This window comes from Agrococcus lahaulensis DSM 17612 (assembly GCF_000425105.1).
GTDB classification, from domain to species: Bacteria; Actinomycetota; Actinomycetes; order Actinomycetales; family Microbacteriaceae; genus Agrococcus; species Agrococcus lahaulensis.
The window spans coordinates 12,540-29,801 of sequence record NZ_KE384303.1 but is presented as its reverse complement, the minus strand read 5'-3'; the positions used below and the strand labels follow the sequence as shown (position 1 = coordinate 29,801).

Annotated in this window: 17 protein-coding genes; 12 read left to right on the top strand and 5 right to left on the bottom strand. The window is 67.0% G+C overall.

From position 1 onward, the window contains the following. Nucleotides 1-60: 60 nt before the first annotated feature. The 3 genes from H508_RS17550 (at nt 61) to H508_RS16820 (ending at nt 3,206) form a co-directional block, all read left to right on the top strand. Nucleotides 61-345, top strand: coding sequence for a hypothetical protein (locus tag H508_RS17550; RefSeq protein ID WP_169514175.1), 285 nt, complete (start codon nt 61-63; stop codon nt 343-345). Between the two features lie 80 nt (nt 346-425). After that, nucleotides 426-1,325 (top strand): DUF4349 domain-containing protein, encoded by a 900-nt coding sequence (locus H508_RS15630; protein ID WP_169514174.1) that lies wholly within the window; start codon nt 426-428, stop codon nt 1,323-1,325. Nucleotides 1,326-1,514: 189 nt separating this feature from the next. Further along, nucleotides 1,515-3,206: a CAP domain-containing protein gene (locus H508_RS16820; protein ID WP_051223156.1), complete on the top strand. Its 1,692-nt coding sequence runs from the start codon at nt 1,515-1,517 to the stop codon at nt 3,204-3,206. A gap of 78 nt (nt 3,207-3,284) precedes the next feature. On the opposite strand, the gene H508_RS0109510 is transcribed toward H508_RS16820, so the two are convergent. Continuing rightward, complete coding sequence (locus H508_RS0109510) at nt 3,285-3,911, bottom strand: Fic family protein (protein ID WP_026373882.1); 627 nt, start codon at nt 3,909-3,911, stop codon at nt 3,285-3,287. Beyond that, entirely contained in the window at nt 3,911-4,066 is a 156-nt protein-coding gene (locus H508_RS17545) for a hypothetical protein (RefSeq protein ID WP_169514173.1), read from the bottom strand. The genes H508_RS0109510 and H508_RS17545 overlap by 1 nt, the downstream gene beginning before the upstream one ends. Nucleotides 4,067-4,218: 152 nt before the next feature. Here H508_RS17545 and H508_RS15620 point away from each other — a divergent pair, with 152 nt between their 5' ends. Beyond that, nucleotides 4,219-5,538, top strand: coding sequence for a maltokinase N-terminal cap-like domain-containing protein (locus tag H508_RS15620; RefSeq protein ID WP_051223154.1), 1,320 nt, complete (start codon nt 4,219-4,221; stop codon nt 5,536-5,538). Between the two features lie 362 nt (nt 5,539-5,900). Here H508_RS15620 and H508_RS15615 read toward each other — a convergent pair whose 3' ends face one another. The 3 genes from H508_RS15615 to galU all read right to left on the bottom strand — a co-directional run bounded on the left by H508_RS15615 (nt 5,901) and on the right by galU (nt 8,279). Then, nucleotides 5,901-6,788, bottom strand: coding sequence for a YveK family protein (locus tag H508_RS15615; RefSeq protein WP_084155265.1), 888 nt, complete (start codon nt 6,786-6,788; stop codon nt 5,901-5,903). Nucleotides 6,789-6,934: 146 nt separating this feature from the next. Continuing rightward, nucleotides 6,935-7,279 (bottom strand): histone-like nucleoid-structuring protein Lsr2, encoded by a 345-nt coding sequence (locus H508_RS0109490; protein ID WP_026373880.1) that lies wholly within the window; start codon nt 7,277-7,279, stop codon nt 6,935-6,937. Between the two features lie 97 nt (nt 7,280-7,376). Next, complete coding sequence (gene galU, locus H508_RS0109485) at nt 7,377-8,279, bottom strand: UTP--glucose-1-phosphate uridylyltransferase GalU (RefSeq protein ID WP_026373879.1); 903 nt, start codon at nt 8,277-8,279, stop codon at nt 7,377-7,379. A 185-nt stretch (nt 8,280-8,464) separates the two neighbouring features. On the opposite strand from galU, the gene H508_RS15610 reads away from it, so the two are divergent. Genes H508_RS15610 through wecB form a run of 8 tightly spaced genes read left to right on the top strand, consistent with a single transcriptional unit; the run spans nt 8,465 to nt 17,238 of the window. Further along, entirely contained in the window at nt 8,465-10,348 is a 1,884-nt protein-coding gene (locus H508_RS15610) for a nucleoside-diphosphate sugar epimerase/dehydratase (protein WP_245569497.1), read from the top strand. Continuing rightward, a complete protein-coding gene (locus H508_RS0109475) occupies nt 10,345-11,487 on the top strand; it encodes a DegT/DnrJ/EryC1/StrS family aminotransferase (protein ID WP_026373878.1) in 1,143 nt (380 codons plus the stop codon). The genes H508_RS15610 and H508_RS0109475 overlap by 4 nt, the downstream gene beginning before the upstream one ends. Next, nucleotides 11,484-12,107, top strand: coding sequence for a sugar transferase (locus tag H508_RS0109470; protein WP_026373877.1), 624 nt, complete (start codon nt 11,484-11,486; stop codon nt 12,105-12,107). The genes H508_RS0109475 and H508_RS0109470 overlap by 4 nt, the downstream gene beginning before the upstream one ends. Next, nucleotides 12,107-12,745 carry an acetyltransferase gene (locus tag H508_RS0109465; RefSeq protein ID WP_026373876.1) on the top strand — a complete coding sequence of 213 codons (639 nt, stop codon included), beginning with the start codon at nt 12,107-12,109 and terminating at the stop codon, nt 12,743-12,745. The genes H508_RS0109470 and H508_RS0109465 overlap by 1 nt, the downstream gene beginning before the upstream one ends. Further along, nucleotides 12,742-13,968 carry a glycosyltransferase family 4 protein gene (locus H508_RS0109460; RefSeq protein WP_026373875.1) on the top strand — a complete coding sequence of 409 codons (1,227 nt, stop codon included), beginning with the start codon at nt 12,742-12,744 and terminating at the stop codon, nt 13,966-13,968. The genes H508_RS0109465 and H508_RS0109460 overlap by 4 nt, the downstream gene beginning before the upstream one ends. Beyond that, nucleotides 13,965-15,008, top strand: coding sequence for a polysaccharide biosynthesis protein (locus H508_RS0109455; protein ID WP_026373874.1), 1,044 nt, complete (start codon nt 13,965-13,967; stop codon nt 15,006-15,008). Before H508_RS0109460 ends, H508_RS0109455 begins: the two co-directional genes overlap by 4 nt. Continuing rightward, nucleotides 15,005-16,099 (top strand): polysaccharide biosynthesis C-terminal domain-containing protein, encoded by a 1,095-nt coding sequence (locus H508_RS0109450; RefSeq protein WP_026373873.1) that lies wholly within the window; start codon nt 15,005-15,007, stop codon nt 16,097-16,099. The genes H508_RS0109455 and H508_RS0109450 overlap by 4 nt, the downstream gene beginning before the upstream one ends. Next, nucleotides 16,096-17,238, top strand: coding sequence for a non-hydrolyzing UDP-N-acetylglucosamine 2-epimerase (gene wecB / locus H508_RS0109445; protein WP_035254697.1), 1,143 nt, complete (start codon nt 16,096-16,098; stop codon nt 17,236-17,238). The genes H508_RS0109450 and wecB overlap by 4 nt, the downstream gene beginning before the upstream one ends. Nucleotides 17,239-17,262: the final 24 nt, after the last annotated feature.

Genomic DNA, 17,262 nt, shown 5'->3' with positions numbered 1-17,262 from the left:
GCCGCGGTGCGGGCCGCTGCATGCGAGCGAATCATCGCTGCCATCGACGACATCGAGACCGTGATCCGAGGCCAGACGCAAGCGGACTTCTTCGCGGAGGACTTCGATGCGCGCACTCGGCGCAAGGCCTGCGAGCTCGACGTCGTCAGGATCGCGAACGATGTCGCCGAGGCCGGGATCGAGGACGGCTTGCCCACGCTCGCACGGGACGGGCTGAGGAAGCAGCGGTCGATCGCGGCGCACTCGTACGTCGCGATGGACCCCGACATGCTGTGGCGCGGACTGCACGGCCTCGACGAGGTGAAGCGCGCGGCCGAGGCCGCACTGAGGGCACTCGGCGCGTAGTCGCGAATCGAGAATCAAGACGCTCGACTCATGCGAAAGGTTGGGCTGTGATTCTCGCGCCAGCGAAGCACGCTGGAACCATGACCCGCAGACTCGCCCCGATGGCCGGCATCCTGATCGCCGGCGCCGTCCTCCTCACCGGCTGCGGCGCGAGCGGCGCCTCGACCGGCTCGCCGATCATGCCGACGACCGACCAGGGCGGCTTCCCGGAATCCGCGCCCGACTTCGAGGAGTCGGCCGGCGGCGACAGCGGCGGCCTCCCCGAGCAGGACGCCGAGAACGACCGCGACGTCATCATCACCGGCGACGTGTCGATGCGCGCCGAGGATCCGATCACGACGGCGGATGCGGTGGCCGACGCCGTCGAGGCCCGTGACGGCTCGATCGACGCGCGCTCCGAGGGCGCCTCGACCGACTTCGAGCCCGCGTGGGCGACGCTCACCGTGCGAGTGCCGGCTCCGCAGGTCGAGGACCTGCTCACCGCGATCCGCGGCCTCGGCGACGTGACCGCCGTCGACACGAAGGAGCAGCGCGTCGGCGCGCAGGTGCGCGATCTCGAGGTGCGCGTCAACGCGGCGCGCGCCTCGGTCGAGCGCCTCACCGAGCTGCTCGGCACCGCCGCGAACACCGACATCCTGCTCGACGTCGAGGCGCAGCTGACGCAGCGCACCTCCGAGCTCGAGCAGCTCCTCTCGCAGCAGCGCACGCTCGCCGACCAGGTGGCGATGTCGACGATCGACGTCAGCATCCGCGCGACGACGGTCGAGGGGCCGGCGGGCACGCCGAGCTTCTGGGACGGCCTCGTCGCCGGCTGGGGTGCGTTCCTCGCCTGGGGCGCAGCGTTCCTGTTCGGCCTCGGCCAGGCGGTGCCCACGCTCGTGGTCCTCGCGCTGCTCGCCCTCGTCGCGTTCCTCGTCGTTCGACGCGTCATCAAGCGGATGCCGTCCCGCAAGGCCCCTGCTCCCCCGCTCGTCGAGTAGGCCCGACCACCCGCTCGTCGAGTAGGCCCTTAGGGCCGTATCGAGACGGGAGCGACCGGTCTCGATACGCACCTGCGGCGCTACTCGACCAGCGGCCGTGCCCGGAAGCTCTAGCCGAGGTTGAACCCCTCCGCTACGCTCATCGTGGCCCCAGCCTGTTCTGATACTCCGACCGTCACGAGGTCCGCTTTGTCCCGCCGCCGCTCCCTGCTCTATGCCGCCCTGGCCACCCTCGGGCTCAGCACCGCCCTCATCGTCGCCCCGACCGGCGCGCCCACGGCCGTCTCGTCCGAGCAGCTCGCGCAGACGCAGGAGGCGCACCTCGCGGTGATCGACGAGATCTCGATGTGGGATGCGCGCTCCCCGCACCCGCGCATCGGCACGGTCTCGGGCGACCCGGTCGCCGGCACGATCGAGATCGGCTGGGCGGGTTCCGTGCCGTCCGAGGTCCGGGCGATCGCCGACGACGCGGCGACCCGCGGCATCGACATCACCTTCGTGGCGCAGGAGGCGAGCGAGGCCGAGCTGGTCGAGCTCGCCCACGCGCTCGCGGCATCCATGCCCGCCGACGGCGCGTTCGCCATCGGCATCGGCGCCGACTCGCTCTCGGTCGAGGTGCCGACGCCCGAGGCCGCCGAGGCGGCCGGCACGGAGCCGATCGCGCTCGAGGGCGAGGTGCTCGAGGTCATCGACGAGACCGAGCAGGCCGCCGAGCAGCTCGGCGCGACGGTCACGGTCGAGGCGACCGACACCGTGCCGACGACCACCGCCGTGACCGAGCTCGCGCAGGGTCAGCCGGTCGACGCATCCGCCGCCCTCTTCGCCGGCCGCTCGAACGACTCGACCGAGGTCTCGGGCGGGGTGCGCGTGCAGACGCAGTTCGCGAGCGGCTCGTGGGTGGGCTGCACGTCGGGCTTCACCGGCTTCTACGGCCACCAGCCGGTGATCGTCACTGCGGCGCACTGCAGCGACTTCCGCGACGGCCGCGCGGTGCGGAACGCGGCCGGCACGCGCATCGGCACGTCCGACCTCGTCGCCGAGCTCAACGACGGCGCTCGCCCCTACGACCTCGGCGCGATCGCGCTGTCGTACGACACCCGCACGCTGCCGCGCATCTACACCAGCGAGACGTCGACCGTCAGCATCACCGGCACCCAGCTCTCCTTCCCGCCCGCCGGCTATCAGCTGTGCTCATCGGGTCAGGTGACGGGCTGGAAGTGCAACATGACGACGGGCGCCGCCTACGTCGCCTGCTACGGCTCCGAGTGCATGAACGTGCAGGAGGTGCGGGCGAGCAGCGGGAACGCGTTCTGTCGCGGCGACTCCGGCGGCCCGGTCGTCAGCACGCCGAGCTCGGGCGGCGCGATCGCCGTCGGCGTCGTCTCGGGCCTTCGCGGCACGAACGTCACGTGCTCCGATCGCGGGCTCATCGCGCCCATGTCGCAGCTCATGGCGACGATCCCCGGCCTGCAGCTGCACACGGTGAGCGGCAGCGCTGCGGGCGACGCGCCCATCGCCATCCTCGACCGCATCAACGCCGAGCGCAGCGCCGCCGGCCTCGGTCCGCTCTCGCAGGACGGCTGCCTCAGCAGCATGGCGCAGGGCTGGTCGACCACGATGGCCGCGACCTCGGCGACCGGCAGCGCGCACAACCCGAACCTCAACGCGCAGGCCCGCGGCTGCGCCATGCTCGGCTGGGGCGAGAACGTCGGCCGCACGTCCGGCTCGGCCGTCTCGCCGGGCGGGATCATGGACGCCTGGATGGCCTCCTCCGCCCACCGCGCCAACCTGCTGAGCACGTCCTTCACGCACGTCGGCATCGGCGTCGAGCGGGGCGCGAACGGCTACTGGTACTACGTGCTCGACTTCGGCCGCCGCTGACACGGCCTGTCAGCGGGCCGACGGCCGGCCGAAGCGCACCGGCAGGAGTGCCGCGATGGTCGCGACAGCTGCACGGACTCAGTCCGCGAGCGGCCGGGTCTTGATGAAGGCGGCGAGTGCTGCAGGGTCGCGAGAGCGGTCGTATTCGCGCAGCAGATCGATGTACTGCCGCTTGTCGACCTCCCAGTCGTACACGTCCGGTTCCACTCCCTCCTGCGCGACGGCGAACACGAGATCCGCGAGCAATCGCGTCGTCCGGCCATTGCCGTCCGTGAAGGGATGGACTCTGACGATCTCGGCGTGAACCGCGATCCCGAGTTGGTGAGCTGTCCAGTCCGCGGTGTGCTTCCAACGATGCTGGATCGTGCCGAGCGCGGATCGCACCTCCACTGCAATCAGCTCCGGCGGAACGCCGATGTTGATCTCGCGCTTCCGATAGACGCCAGCCCATGACCAGACATCGCCGTACAACCGCCGATGCAACTCGCGGACGAACAAGTCGTCAAGCACCGCGTCGAGCGTCAAGGCACCGTTGTAGGCGCTGAGCAACAGCTCCTCGGCAACGGCTTCCTGCAGCGCTTGCTCGAGGTCGTAGACCGCCACCTTCGAGATCGGCTCGCCGAGGACGTGCTTCGCTTCGTCAGTCAGCGCGTCGAACTCGTCGTCCGAAACGGGCGTCTCGCCGTAATCCGGCGCGAGCGCCATCAGCCGCGTTCGCGGCGCTCTGCCAGGAAGCGCGCCACGCTGGGCGAGCGCACGTGAGTCGGGGGAACGGTGCGCCGCTCGAGCTGGGCTGACGCCTTCGTCGAACGCGCGACCGCGCGCCGCACGGCGGCCTTGTTCACGACGCGGCGTTCCATGATCTGCACCCTCGAGTCCGGTGTTCTGTGCGGTCCGACTCTACCGCCGACGAAGGCCCTCGTCACTGGGTGATCGCCCGAGCGACGCGTCGACGGCCGTGTGCTCCTCCCCACTCTGCCAACGCTCAACCAGCGCAGGCAGACTGACTCGCATGAGCGCTCCCCTCCCCTTCGACGCTCCCGAGGTCACCGAAGCCATCGCGGCCTGGATGCCCGACGCCCGGTGGTACCCGCTCAAGGGCCAGCAGGCCGACATCACCCTCGCGCACTCGTACGAGCTCGGCGACGCCGCGATCCTGCTCATGCGCGCGGGCGACGCGCTGCTGCAGGTCCCCGTCGCGTGGCGCTCCGAGCCAGGCACCGCCCCCATCGCGCAGCTCGGTGGCCGCTGGCTCGTCGACGCGTGCTCTGATCCGGATGCGGTGCAGACGCTCATCGAGATCGCCGCCGGCACGAGGGCGGTCCCGGGGCTCGAGGGCGACGCGACGAAGCCGCTGGGCCCGGCGGGCGCGATCCGCGTCATCGGCGGCGAGCAGTCGAACACGTCGATCATCGGCGGCGACGGCAGCTGGATCGCGAAGGTCTTCCGCGTCGTCCACCCCGGCGACAATCCCGACGTCGTCGTCACGGGCGCGCTCACCCGCGCCGGCTCGGAGCCGGTGCCGGCGCTGCTCGCCTCGATCCGCGCCACGTGGCCCGCAGGCGATGCGACCGTCACCGGGCATCTGCTCGCGGTCTCCGAGTTCGTGAGCGGCGCGGAGGACGCGTGGGAGCTCTACCGGCAGCACGCGCTCGCGGCGCTCCGCGGCGAGGAGCGCGAGGCGCCCGACGCCCGCGCCCTCGGCGCGGCGGTCGCGACGGTGCACCGCGATCTCGCGGCCGCGCTCGGCACCGCCGAGGCGAGCCCGGCCGACACGCACAGCTTCATCAGCGGCCTCGAGCAGCGCCTCGGCTGGGCGCGCGAGCAGGCGGCCGAGGCACTCGCCGACCTCGACGACGAGCTCGGCCGCGCGAAGGAGCAGCTGCGCGAGATCCGATCGATCGGCGAGCTGCAGCACATCCACGGCGACCTGCACCTCGGTCAGGTGCTGCGCTCGAGCGACGGCGACTGGCTGCTGCTCGACTTCGAGGGCGAGCCGCTGCGCCCCATGCACGAGCGGTCGATCCGCGAACCGCGCCTGCGCGACGTCGTCGGCATGCTCCGCTCGTTCGACTACGCCGCCGGCTCGGCGCAGCAGGAGCTGCCCGACGCCGACCCGGCGGCCGCCGACGAGTGGGTGCGGCAGCGCCAGCAGGAGTTCCTTGCGGGCTACGCGGATGCGTCGGGCCCGGTCGACGAGGACGACCCCGTCTTCCGCGCCATCCAGCTCGACAAGGCGCTCTACGAGGTCGTCTACGAGGTGCGGAACCGCCCCGACTGGCTGCAGGTGCCGCTCGAGGCGGTCCGTCGGCTGCTGACCTCCGCTCGTTGAGCCAGCAGCAGGCGCTCCTCGGGCAGCGCTGAGGCGCGCCGCTCGGAGCGTCCGCTACGGTGCCCCTAGCAGCGCCAGGGAGGAGGGGCACGGATGCTCGTCACGCGCCCTCCGCTCGCGCGCGACTCGGCACGGCCTGCGGGTCCGGCGAGCTGAGGCTCAGCTGTGGCGACGCTCTCCGATCGCGGCCGGCTGACCGCGCCGGCGATCGACGAGCGCCCCGCGGTCCGCGAGCGCCGCCACGTGCTGCTGACGCTCACGATCCTCGCGCTCCCGTTCTCGTACGTGCCGCTCGAGCTGCTGCCGGGCAAGGTGAGCGTCACGCTCGTCGTCTTCGCGCTCGTCGCGGCCACGGGCATCCGCTACGGCGTGCTGCGCCAGCGCGTCCCGGAGCCGGCGATCGCGAGCGCGAGGTTCACGGCGGTGGTGGTCTTGCCCTCCCCCGGGATCGACGAGGTCATCACGAAGAGCCGGCTCTCGCCGTCGACCTCGACGAAGTTGAGGTTCGTCCGCAGGGTGCGGAAGACCTCCGACTGCGGGCTGAGCGGCTCGGCATGCACGACGAGCGGTCGCGCGGCGGCCTTCGGGTCGAAGTGCACGGCGGCGAGCAGCGGCGCGGAGGTGACGGCCTTCACGTCGCGCTCGGTGCGGATGCGCGTGTCGACGAGATCCCGGACGACGATGAACGCGAGCGCTGCGACCGCGAGCAGCAGCGCCCCGAGGATGCCCTGCAGCACCGGCCGCGGGCTCTCGGGCTCGGCCGGCACGTCGGCGCTCACGATGGTCGCGAGCCGCACCGGGCTCGTCGAGCCGGTCGTCTCGAGCTCCTCGACGGCCTCGGCGAGGCTCGCGGAGGTCGCGTTCGCGAGGTCGGCGGCGAGCGCGGGGTCGTCGCTGAGGGCGGAGATCTCGAGGATGGCGGTGTTCGTCACCGGCATCGCCTCGACCTGCTCCATGAGGTCGCGCACCGGCACCTCGAGCTCGAGCCGATCGGCGACGCGCTCGAGCACCTCCTCGCTGCCGGCGAGCCGGGCATAGGTGTTCACGCGCGAGAGCGTGAAGGCATTGCCCTGCACGAGGTCGGAGCTCGTATCGGCCGCTTGCGTCGAGATGAAGACCTCGGTGGATGCGCGATACGACGGCGTCTGCACGAATGAGATGAGCAGCCCCGCGGCGGCGCCGAGGATGGCGGCGAAGATCACGAGGAACCAGTGCCTCCGCAGCAGCCGCGCGTATTCAAGGAAGCCCATCGTCGTACCTCCGGAGCATCATCGCGGCCATTCGTGCCGCAGTGCGCCATCGCCTCGGCTGCCGATTGCTCACATCGTAGGAGTGCCGGCGCAATGCAGACGGGCGCCGCTGCTCAGCAGTGGCGCCCGAATGGATCATGATCTGATCAGCGGTTCTTGTATCGCTCCACGATGTCGGCGGGGATGCGGCCGCGCGAGGCGACCTTCAGCCCCTGCGACTCGGCCCACTCACGGATCGCCGCGGTCTCGCCGCTGCCACCGCTGCTGCGGCGGCTGCTGCCCGAGCTGCGGCCGCGGCTGCGGCCCGAGACGCGGCGCGATGCCCGCACATAGCGCTCGAGCGTGCTCGAGAGCTCTTCGATGTTGTCGTTGCTGAGGTCGATCTCGTACTCAGCGCCGTCGAATCCGAATCGCACCGTGCGACCGGTGCCATCCTCGATGGGCTCGCCCGTGAAGTCATCGACGAGCTTGGTGAAAGTCTGCTTTGCCATGGAACGCAATATAGACCAATTCGCCGTGAGCGCAACACAGGAATGCGAAGTGAGGAAATGTACCCCTTCGAATGTACCCCGATGAATCTGGTAGCGACTATGCCGGCTGTTCCGAGAACCGCTCCACATACTCGCGGAGCCATTCGCGCAGACCCGGCCCGAGATCATCGCGCTCGCACGCGAGCATCACGTTCGCCTTGATGTAGTCGAGCTTGTCGCCCGTGTCATAGCGACGACCGCGGAAGATCACGCCGTGCACGCCGCCCTCTGCATCGTCCTCCGCCATGGTGAGGAGCGCATCCGTGAGCTGGATCTCTCCCCCGCGGCCGGGCGCGGTCCGCTCGAGCACCGGGTAGATCTCGGGCTTCAGCACGTAGCGGCCGACGATCGCGAGGTTCGAGGGCGCCGTGCCCGGCTCCGGCTTCTCGACGAGCCCGCGCACGCGCACGACGTCGTCCTCCTCGGTCGCGTCGACGGTGGCGATGCCGTACAAGTGTGCTTGCGCCGGGTCGACCTCCATGAGCGCCACGACGCACGTGTCGCGCTCGTTGTGCACCTGCAGCATGCGCTCGAGCAAGTGGTCGCGCGGGTCGATGATGTCGTCGCCGAGCAGCACCGCGAAGGAGTCGCCGTTGACGTGCGCCCGCGAGCGCAGCACCGCGTGGCCGAGCCCGAGCGGGTCGCCCTGCCGTACGTAGTGCACATTGGCGAGCCCCGTCGACTCCGCGACCTTCTCGAGTCGGTCCGCGTCGCCCTTGCGCGTGAGGATCTGCTCGAGCTCGGTCGCACGGTCGAAGTGGTTCTCCAGCGCGTTCTTGTTGCGCCCGGTCACGAAGAGCACATCGGGAAGCCCGGCGCGCACCGCTTCCTCGACGACGTACTGGATCGCCGGCTTGTCGACGACCGGCATCATCTCCTTCGGGAGCGCCTTCGTCGCTGGCAGGAAGCGGGTGCCCAGCCCTGCCGCGGGGATGACGACCTTGGTGACAGAATGGCGCATGGGGGTCACCGTACCTGCCCGCGGCGTCGCCCGCCTGAAATGAGCGGATAGACCCTACCGGGCGCTGGCGGTCCGCGCTCCTCAGCAGATCTTGAGGGTGTTGTACCCTTGCGGCCAGGAACTCGAGTCGGTTGCGCGTGTGAATTCGTTGTGCGTCGCAGCGCCGGGAAAGCACGGAGGAACGGGTGGAACCCAGCGCACAGGGCGACGGCAGGAGCAGGTCGCTGCGCGCCAACATGCGGGTGTTCCAGTACCTCTTCGATGCGATCGCATGGATCGGCGCGATCGTCCTCGCAGTGTGGCTGCGGTACGAGTTCGGTTTTGGAGAGACGAACTGGCTCGCGATGCTCGCGCTCGTTGTGCTGGCGGCGCTCTCTCAGCTCGCAGCTGGCAGTGCGCTCGCCCTGTATCGCCGCCGCTACCACGTCGGCAGTTTCGACGAGGTGCTCAGCCTCACGGGATCGGTGGCGCTGACGACGATCGTCATCGGCCTCCCTGTCCTGATCGCCGGACCGGAGATCGGGATCCCGCGGAGCACGCCGTTCATCGCCGCGCCGCTCGCGTTCCTGGCGATGGCACTTACTCGCTACTTCCGCCGCCTGGCGCAAGAGCGGGCGAGCCGGCCGAAGGACGCTGCGACGCCGATCCTCGTCTACGGAGCAGGATTTGTCGGGTCAAGCCTGATCAAGCGCATGCGCACTGACCCACAGTCCCGGTACAACCCGGTCGGCATCATCGACGACTCTCCCAACCTCGCCAAGGCGGTGCGGACTGGGGTGCGTGTGCTTGGCACGGGCGAGCAGCTCGCGGAAGTGGCGCGAGCGACCGGAGCGACCACCATGGTGATCGCTATCGCCCGGGCCGATGCCTCGCTGATGCAACGAATCTCAGATCGAGCCGCCGCCGCCGACCTGCGGGTGCTCGTTCTGCCGCCGCTCGACGACATTCTCGAGGGCCGCAGCGCGATGGGCGACCTGCGGGAGATCTCGATCGAAGACATCATCGGCCGCCACCCTGTGGACACCGACATCGAGACAGTCGCTGGCTACCTCACCGGCAAGCGTGTGCTGGTCACCGGCGCTGGGGGCTCCATCGGTGCCGAACTCTGCCGTCAGATCGCCCGCTTCGGGCCATCCGAGCTGATGATGCTCGACCGCGACGAATCGGCGCTACAGGCGGTGCAGATCTCGATCGCCGGCCATGGCCTGCTCCACACGAAGGATGTGGTGCTCGCCGACATCCGCGATGCCGACGCAATCCGCGACCTGATGGCGGAGAGACGCCCGCACGTCGTCTTCCACGCCGCTGCCTTGAAGCACCTCCCCATGCTCGAGCAGTATCCAGACGAAGCATGGAAGACCAATGTGCTCGGCACACTCAACGTTCTCGAGGGCGCTTATGCTGCCGAGGTCGAGACGTTCGTCAACATTTCCACCGACAAGGCCGCCAACCCCACGAGCGTGCTGGGCCACTCGAAGCGGCTAGCTGAGCGCCTGACCGCTTCGTACGCGGAGCGCGGTGTTGGGCGCTACCTCTCGGTCCGCTTCGGCAATGTCCTGGGCAGTCGCGGGTCGATGTTGCCAACGTTCACTGCGCTGATCGAGGCAGGCGGCCCCTTGACGGTAACTCACCCCGACATCACGCGCTACTTCATGACGATCCCGGAGGCGTGTCAGTTGGTCGTCCAGGCCGGCGGCATCGGCCGTCCGGGCGAGGTGCTCATTCTCGATATGGGCGAGCCCGTGAAGATCCTCGATGTGGCGAAGCGGATGATCCGCATGTCCGGCAAGCCGATCGAGATCGTGTACACCGGCCTTCGACCGCACGAGAAGCTGCACGAGGAATTGATCGGCGCCGGCGAGCACGACGAGCGCCCGTTCCACGAGAAGATCACGCACGCGCGTGGCGAACCGCTGCTGCCGGACGATCTGGACAAGGCAGTATGGGATTCGCATTGGGATCGGGAGCGTCGATCGAACGACACGCACAACGATGCAGAGCAAGCACACATCGGGGGCGCGACGGCTCCCATCGTGCCGAGCCAGCTCGGACTGAGGGGAACCCGATGAACGACCGAATCTACATGTCGTCTCCGGACGTCGGGGACGACGAGAAGACCGCTGTCCGACGAGCGATGGACTCGGGTTGGATCGCACCGCTCGGGCCCGAGGTCGATGCGTTCGAGCGAGAACTCGCGGGCCGCGTCGGTGTCGCCCACGGCGTTGCGCTGTCGAGCGGCACCGCAGCGCTTCACCTCGGTTTGCTGGGTCTCGGCATTGGGCCTGGTGACATCGTCGTCACATCATCGATGACGTTCGCTGCGACGATCAACGCGATCACCTACACGGGCGCGACTCCGGTTCTCGTCGACAGCCGCCTCGAAGACGGCAACATCGACGTCAACCTGCTGGAAGAAGCACTTGCTGCTCTTGAGCAGGACGGCACACCCGCGAAGGCGATCGTTCCCGTCGACCTCCTTGGTCGGGCGGTGGATTACACCGCTATCGAGCAGCTCGCCGCTGAGCGCGAAATACCGATCCTCGCGGATGCGGCTGAGTCGCTGGGAGCGCGGCACCGTGGCCGCGCGGCCGGATCATTCGGCGTAGCGTCGATCGTCTCGTTCAACGGGAACAAGATCATGACGACGTCGGGCGGCGGGATGCTGCTGACCGATGACGGGGACCTCGCGTCACGAGCCCGATACCTCGCCACCCAGGCACGTCAGCCGGTCGCCCACTACGAGCATGTCGATGTCGGCTACAACTACCGACTCTCGAACATTCTCGCTGCGCTCGGCAGAGCCCAGCTGCAGCGACTGGACGAGATGATGGCGCGACGGCGCAGGATCCGCGAATCGTATCGACAGCTCTTCAGCGCCGTCGATGGCGTCGAGCTGTTTCAGGGTGTAGACGACGGCGAAGACAACTGCTGGCTCACGTCCATCATCATCGACGACCGGGCGACCGGCATCTCACCCGCGGCCGTGCAGGCGGCGCTCGCGGCTGAATCGATCGAGGCGCGCCCGTTGTGGAAGCCCATGCACCTGCAACCGGTCTTCGCGCACCTGAGGTCCTTCGTGAGCGGAGCGTCGGAGGCCCTGTTCACGCGCGGCTTGACGCTGCCGAGCGGGTCAGCGCTGCGTGATGACGAGTTGGAGCGCGTGCACCGAGTACTGCGTGGTGCGCTGGTCGAGCGAGTAGCGGCGTGACGACGCGCCGATACGACAGACTGAAGCGAGGTCTCGACGTCGTCGGCAGCGCTACCGGCTTGGTCGCCGCTTCTCCCCTGCTGGCCGGTGTCGCCCTCGGCGTGGCGCTGAAGTTGGGACGACCCGTGCTCTTCCGGCAACCGCGGCCGGGCCAGAACGGCCGCATCTTCACTCTGCTCAAGTTCCGCTCGATGCGGTCGCCCGACCCGACGAAGGGGCTCGTGAGCGACGCCGATCGGATGACGCCTTTCGGCGCCGCCCTCCGTGCCTCCAGTCTCGACGAACTCCCCAGCCTCTGGAACGTCCTGAAGGGCGAAATGAGCTTCGTCGGGCCGCGACCGCTCCTCGTCGAGTACCTCGACCGCTACACGCACGAACAGGCCCGTCGCCACGAGGTCAGGCCCGGCATCACAGGCCTTGCGCAGGTCCGCGGGCGCAATGCCCTCTCTTGGGAGGAACGCTTCGCGCTCGACGTCGAGTACGTCGACTCCCGTAGCCTGGCTCTCGACGCTCGAGTCATGCTTGAAACCATCGTCGCTGTCTTCCGTCGAACCGGGATCTCCGCCGAGGGACACGTGACGATGCGCCCGTTCGAGGGTGCCGAGCAGGTGCATCGCTGATGGAACGCATCGTCGTGTTGGGAGCCGGCGGCTTCGGTCGAGAGGCTCTGGATGTCATCGAGGCTATCAACAGTGTGAGCCCTCGGTGGGACGTCGTCGGTGTCATCGACGACGCGCCAGCTGCCGTGCAGCTCGACCGCCTCGCGGCGCGCGGCGTTCCTTGGTTGGGTGCCCTGGACACCTTCCTCGACTCGAGCGGCGAGCCGGTTTGGTTCACCGTCGCGATCGGCTCCCCGGCGGCTCGGCAACGCCTGCACGCACGCCTTGAGGGTGCCGGCCATCGCCCTGCGACGCTCGTGCACCCGGCCGCGCACGTCGGATCCTTGGTGTCGCTGGCTCCCGGCACGATCATCTGCGGAGGCGCGCAGATCTCGACGAACGTGACGATCGGCGTCGGCGGCCACGTGAACCCGAACGCCACCATCGGGCACGACTCAACGCTTCACGATTGGGTGTCGATCAATCCGGCCGCGGTCGTCTCAGGTGAGGTGACAATAGGCGCCACGTCGCTTGTTGGCGCGGGTGCAGTCATCCTCCAGGGCCTCTTAGTCGGTGAGGGAGCACTGATCGGCGCAGCCGCGTGCGTCACGCGTTCGGTGGAACCTGGCCGCACGGTGAAGGGGGTCCCGGCACGATGAAGATCGCCATCGTGTCGCAGTACTACCACCCCGAACCTGTCGCGATTCCCACAACCCTGGCGGAAGAGCTTGCGCGCCGCGGGCACCAGGTCACCGTCGTCACGGGCTTCCCTAACTATCCGGATGGTCGCGTCTACTCGGGCTACCGCCTCCGCAGTCGCCAGGTAGAGACGGTGCGCGGAGTTCGGGTGTTGAGGGTGCCCCTCTTCCCCGACCACTCCGGTCGTGCGCTATTGAGGATGGCGAACTACGCGACTTTCGCGGCATCCTCGACCGTCGCTATGGCAGCGCTTCGGTCTGCGGACGCCGTATACGTCTACGCGACTCAGATGACCGCCGCACTTGGCCCCCAGCTGTGGCGAACTCTGGGGCGCGCGCCGTACGTGCTGCACGTTCAAGACCTCTGGCCTGAGTCCATTACCGGCTCTTCGCTGGTATCGGGCCGCGTAGCTCAAACGATCGACGCGGTTCTTGAGCCTTGGCTACGGTCCGCGTACCGGCGAGCCTCGCACGTCATCGCGATCGCGCCGACCATGGCTGCATCGCTCGAGAGCCGCGGCGTGGATCGCGCCAAGCTCACCACTCTGCTGAATTGGGCGGACGAGAGTCCCATTCAGTCGCGTGACGCCCCAATTCAGATCCGAGGCAGCGGTGAGCGTCTCGAGATCGTCTACGCGGGCAACCTCGGTGATCTCCAAGGCCTCGATACCGCGATCCGGGCGATGGCGCTGCTCGAGCGCCCAAACCACGCGCATCTCCATTTGTTCGGCTCCGGGGTCGCTGAACCGCAACTGCGCGAACTCGCTGCGTCGCTCGCTAGCCGAAACGTCACTTTCCACGGGCGCGTCCCTCCATCTGCGCTCGCCGCGGTGGCGCGGCAAAGCGACTTCCAACTCGTCTCGTTGCGTGACCTCCCTATTATGCGAGGCACGATTCCGTCGAAGCTTCAAGCAAGCCTACGCGACGGCGTTCCGGTTATTGCCTCCGTCGGCGGTGATGTCAAGCGCCTCGTCGAGGCATTCGGCTTCGGGCTCGCAGTCTCTCCTGAGGACCCGGGCGCGCTCGCCAAGGCCATTCAGGCGGCGATATCGCTGGACGGAGCGTCCAGAGAGGCGATGGCCCGCCGAGCGCGCCATACGTACAAGACCACCATGTCCTTGGAGCACGGCGTCGACGTGATCGAGCGCCTGCTGGAGACCGCAGCACAGGAAGGAAAACCGTGACCCACGACTACTCGGGATCGACCGTACTCATCACTGGGGGTACAGGATCGTTCGGCCACACAGTCGCAAGGAAGTTGCTCGAGACCGATGTTTCTCAGATCCGCATCTTTAGTCGCGACGAGGCTAAGCAGGATCTGATGCGGCACGAGATCTCGGATTCACGACTTCGGTTCTACGTAGGCGACATCCGGGATTACACCAGCGTAGAGCGTGCAATGCGTGGTGTCGATTTCGCTTTCCATGCCGCCGCTTTAAAGCAAGTGCCATCGTGCGAGTTCTTCCCGATGGAAGCGGTACGCACGAACGTGATGGGCAGCGAGCACGTCGTTCGGGCGGCGGACCACGCGGGAGTGACCTCCCTCGTATGCCTGAGCACCGACAAGGCTGTGTACCCGGTGAATGCCATGGGTATGAGCAAGGCCATGATGGAGAAAGTCGCGCAGTCTTACGGCCTCAACAATCGTGACGCGACCACAACCGTGTCGTGCGTCCGCTACGGCAACGTCATGTATTCACGCGGCTCGGTGATCCCGCTCTTCGTGCGCCAGCTGCGTGCGGGAAAGAACTTAACCGTTACGGATCCGGGCATGACACGCTTCATGATGTCGCTCGCCGACTCCGTCAGCTTGGTCGAGTTCGCCTTCCACAATGCGGTCCAGGGGGACCTCTTCATTCGGAAGGCCAAAGCCTGCACGATTGGGGACCTGGCTAGGGCTGTGATCAACCTGTTTGAGGCTGACGCGAGCGTAGAGGTGATCGGCACGCGTCATGCAGAGAAGCGATCCGAGGCCTTGGCCAACCGCGAAGAACTGTCCCGTGCCGAAGACATGGGAGACTATTTCCGGATCAAAGCGGACGCGCGCGAGCTCAACTACGGGGTCTACGTGGACGAGGGCGATCCGCGTCAGAACCAGTACGACGACTACGACTCACACACCGTCGATCGCATGTCGATCCCGGAGGTCGAGCAACTCCTGCTTACGCTTCCCGAGATCCATCGGGAGCTGCGCGAGGCAGGCATCGAGCGGCCTGCCAAATGAGCGTGGCGATGACCGGCGCGCGAGGCTTCCTGGGGTGGCACACGCGCGCGGCACTGAAGGAAACCTCGACGACTGTCCAATCGGTCGCCGTCGGTGACAACTTCGACGCCGACGCCGCTGCGCGCGCGGCTTCGAGCGATCGTTTCATTCACATCGCGGGCGTCAACCGCGGCTCGGAAGTCGATGTGGCGGAAGGAAACGTCCACTTCGCCGAGCAGGCGGCTTCCGCCATTGTCACCGCCGAGCCCCCGCCCAGTGTCGTGTCATTCGCCAACTCCACGCAATCGACCAATGGCACCGTGTACGGTGAGTCCAAAGCCCGCGCCGCCGGCATCCTTGCTTCTGCTGCCGAGCGCGTTGGGGCCGAATTTGTCGATCTACACCTCCCGAATCTATTCGGTGAGCACGGCAGGCCGTTCTACAACGCCGTCACATCGACATTCTGCCAACTCTTGGCTGACGGCGAGGAGCCGACAGTCGAGCACGACAAGGAGCTGACACTCCTTCATGCACAGGACGCTGCAGATGCCCTAATCGGAGCAGCGCCCGCGACTACCGTGGAGTCGCTTTCGGCACAGGAGACAGTCAGCGGATTGTTGGGGCGCCTTCGCGGAGTGTCGGCGGTGTACGCGGAAGGGGAGATCCCAGACATTGCTTCGCCGTTCAGCCGCAACCTATTCAATACGTATCGCTCCTACACCTTCCCGACCCATGCGCCCGTGCGAATTAGCAGGAACGCAGATGCACGCGGATCGTTCTTCGAGATCGTTCGCTCTCGCGGAGGCTCGGGCCAGTCTTCTTTCTCCACGACCGTGGCGGGCGTGACCCGGGGTGATCACTTCCACCGACGAAAGATTGAGCGCTTTACGGTGCTTTCGGGCCGCGCCGTAATTCGTTTGCGTCGCCTGTTCACTGAAGACGTAATTGAGTTTCACGTCGATGGTGAAAGCCCTGTGGCTATCGACATGCCGACCATGTGGAGTCATTCGATTCAGAACACTGGTCATCAGCTTCTGTACACGGCCTTCTGGACGAATGATATCTTTGACCCTTCCGCTCCAGATACGATCGACGAGGCTGTAATTCGATGAACAAACGACTGAAGGTGCTCACCGTTGTAGGGACGCGACCAGAGATCATTCGTCTCGCTCCTACGCTAAAACTCTTGGATGAGCATACCGATCATGTACTGGCTCACACTGGCCAAAACTACGACTACGAGCTCAATGAAGTCTTCTTCGAGGACCTAGGGCTTCGCCGACCCGACCATTTTCTTGAGGCGGAGACATCCTCACTAGGCGCTGTGATGGGCTCGATCCTCGTCAAGACGGAGGAAGTCCTGCGAGTGGAGCGTCCAGATGCGATGCTCGTACTGGGCGACACGAATAGCTGCATTTCGGCCGTAATGGCGAAGCGCATGAAGATACCCGTCTACCACATGGAGGCAGGGAACCGCTCGTTCGACGAGAACGTGCCCGAGGAAACAAATCGTCGTCTGGTGGATCACGTCGCAGACTACAACCTGGCCTATACGGAGCACGCGCGTCGGAATCTGCTGGTGGAGGGCCTCCACCCGTCGCGAATCATCGTGACAGGATCACCGATCCAGGAGGTCTTGCAACACAACAAGGAGCGGATTGATGCGAGCGACGTGCTGGCCCGACAGGGTCTTACCGAAGGTGGCTACTTCCTCGTCAGTCTGCACAGGGAGGAGAACGTCGACAACCCCGTGCGGCTCGAGCTTGCTCTGCGGTCGTTGAACTCATTGTCCGAAGAGTACGACGTGCCCGTGCTTGTCTCGACACATCCTCGCACGAGGCGGCGCCTCGAAGAGCAGAGCGCCGACTTGAAGGGCAACCTGATTCTGCACCGTCCCTTCGGGTTCAATGATTATGTCCGGCTTCAACTGTCCGCGAAGCTCGTGCTCTCGGACAGCGGCACTATTAGCGAGGAGTCCAGCATGCTGGGCTTCCCCGCGGTCACAATGCGCGACGCAATTGAGCGTCCTGAGTCGCTAGACACGGCCGCAATGATCACATGTGGCGTGGAGCCGACCTCGGTATCTGAAGCAGTCGGCTTTGCGCTCCGCGCTTTCGAACGGCTCGGCCGACCGCAGGTACCGTCGGACTATTCGATCACCGACACTTCGCGTCGCGTCGTGGCCTTCATCCTGTCGACTGCGCGGACTCACCACGCCCGAACCGGCATTAGAACCCGGCAGAACGCGTGAGATGTGGCTGGGCACCGGTTCGCT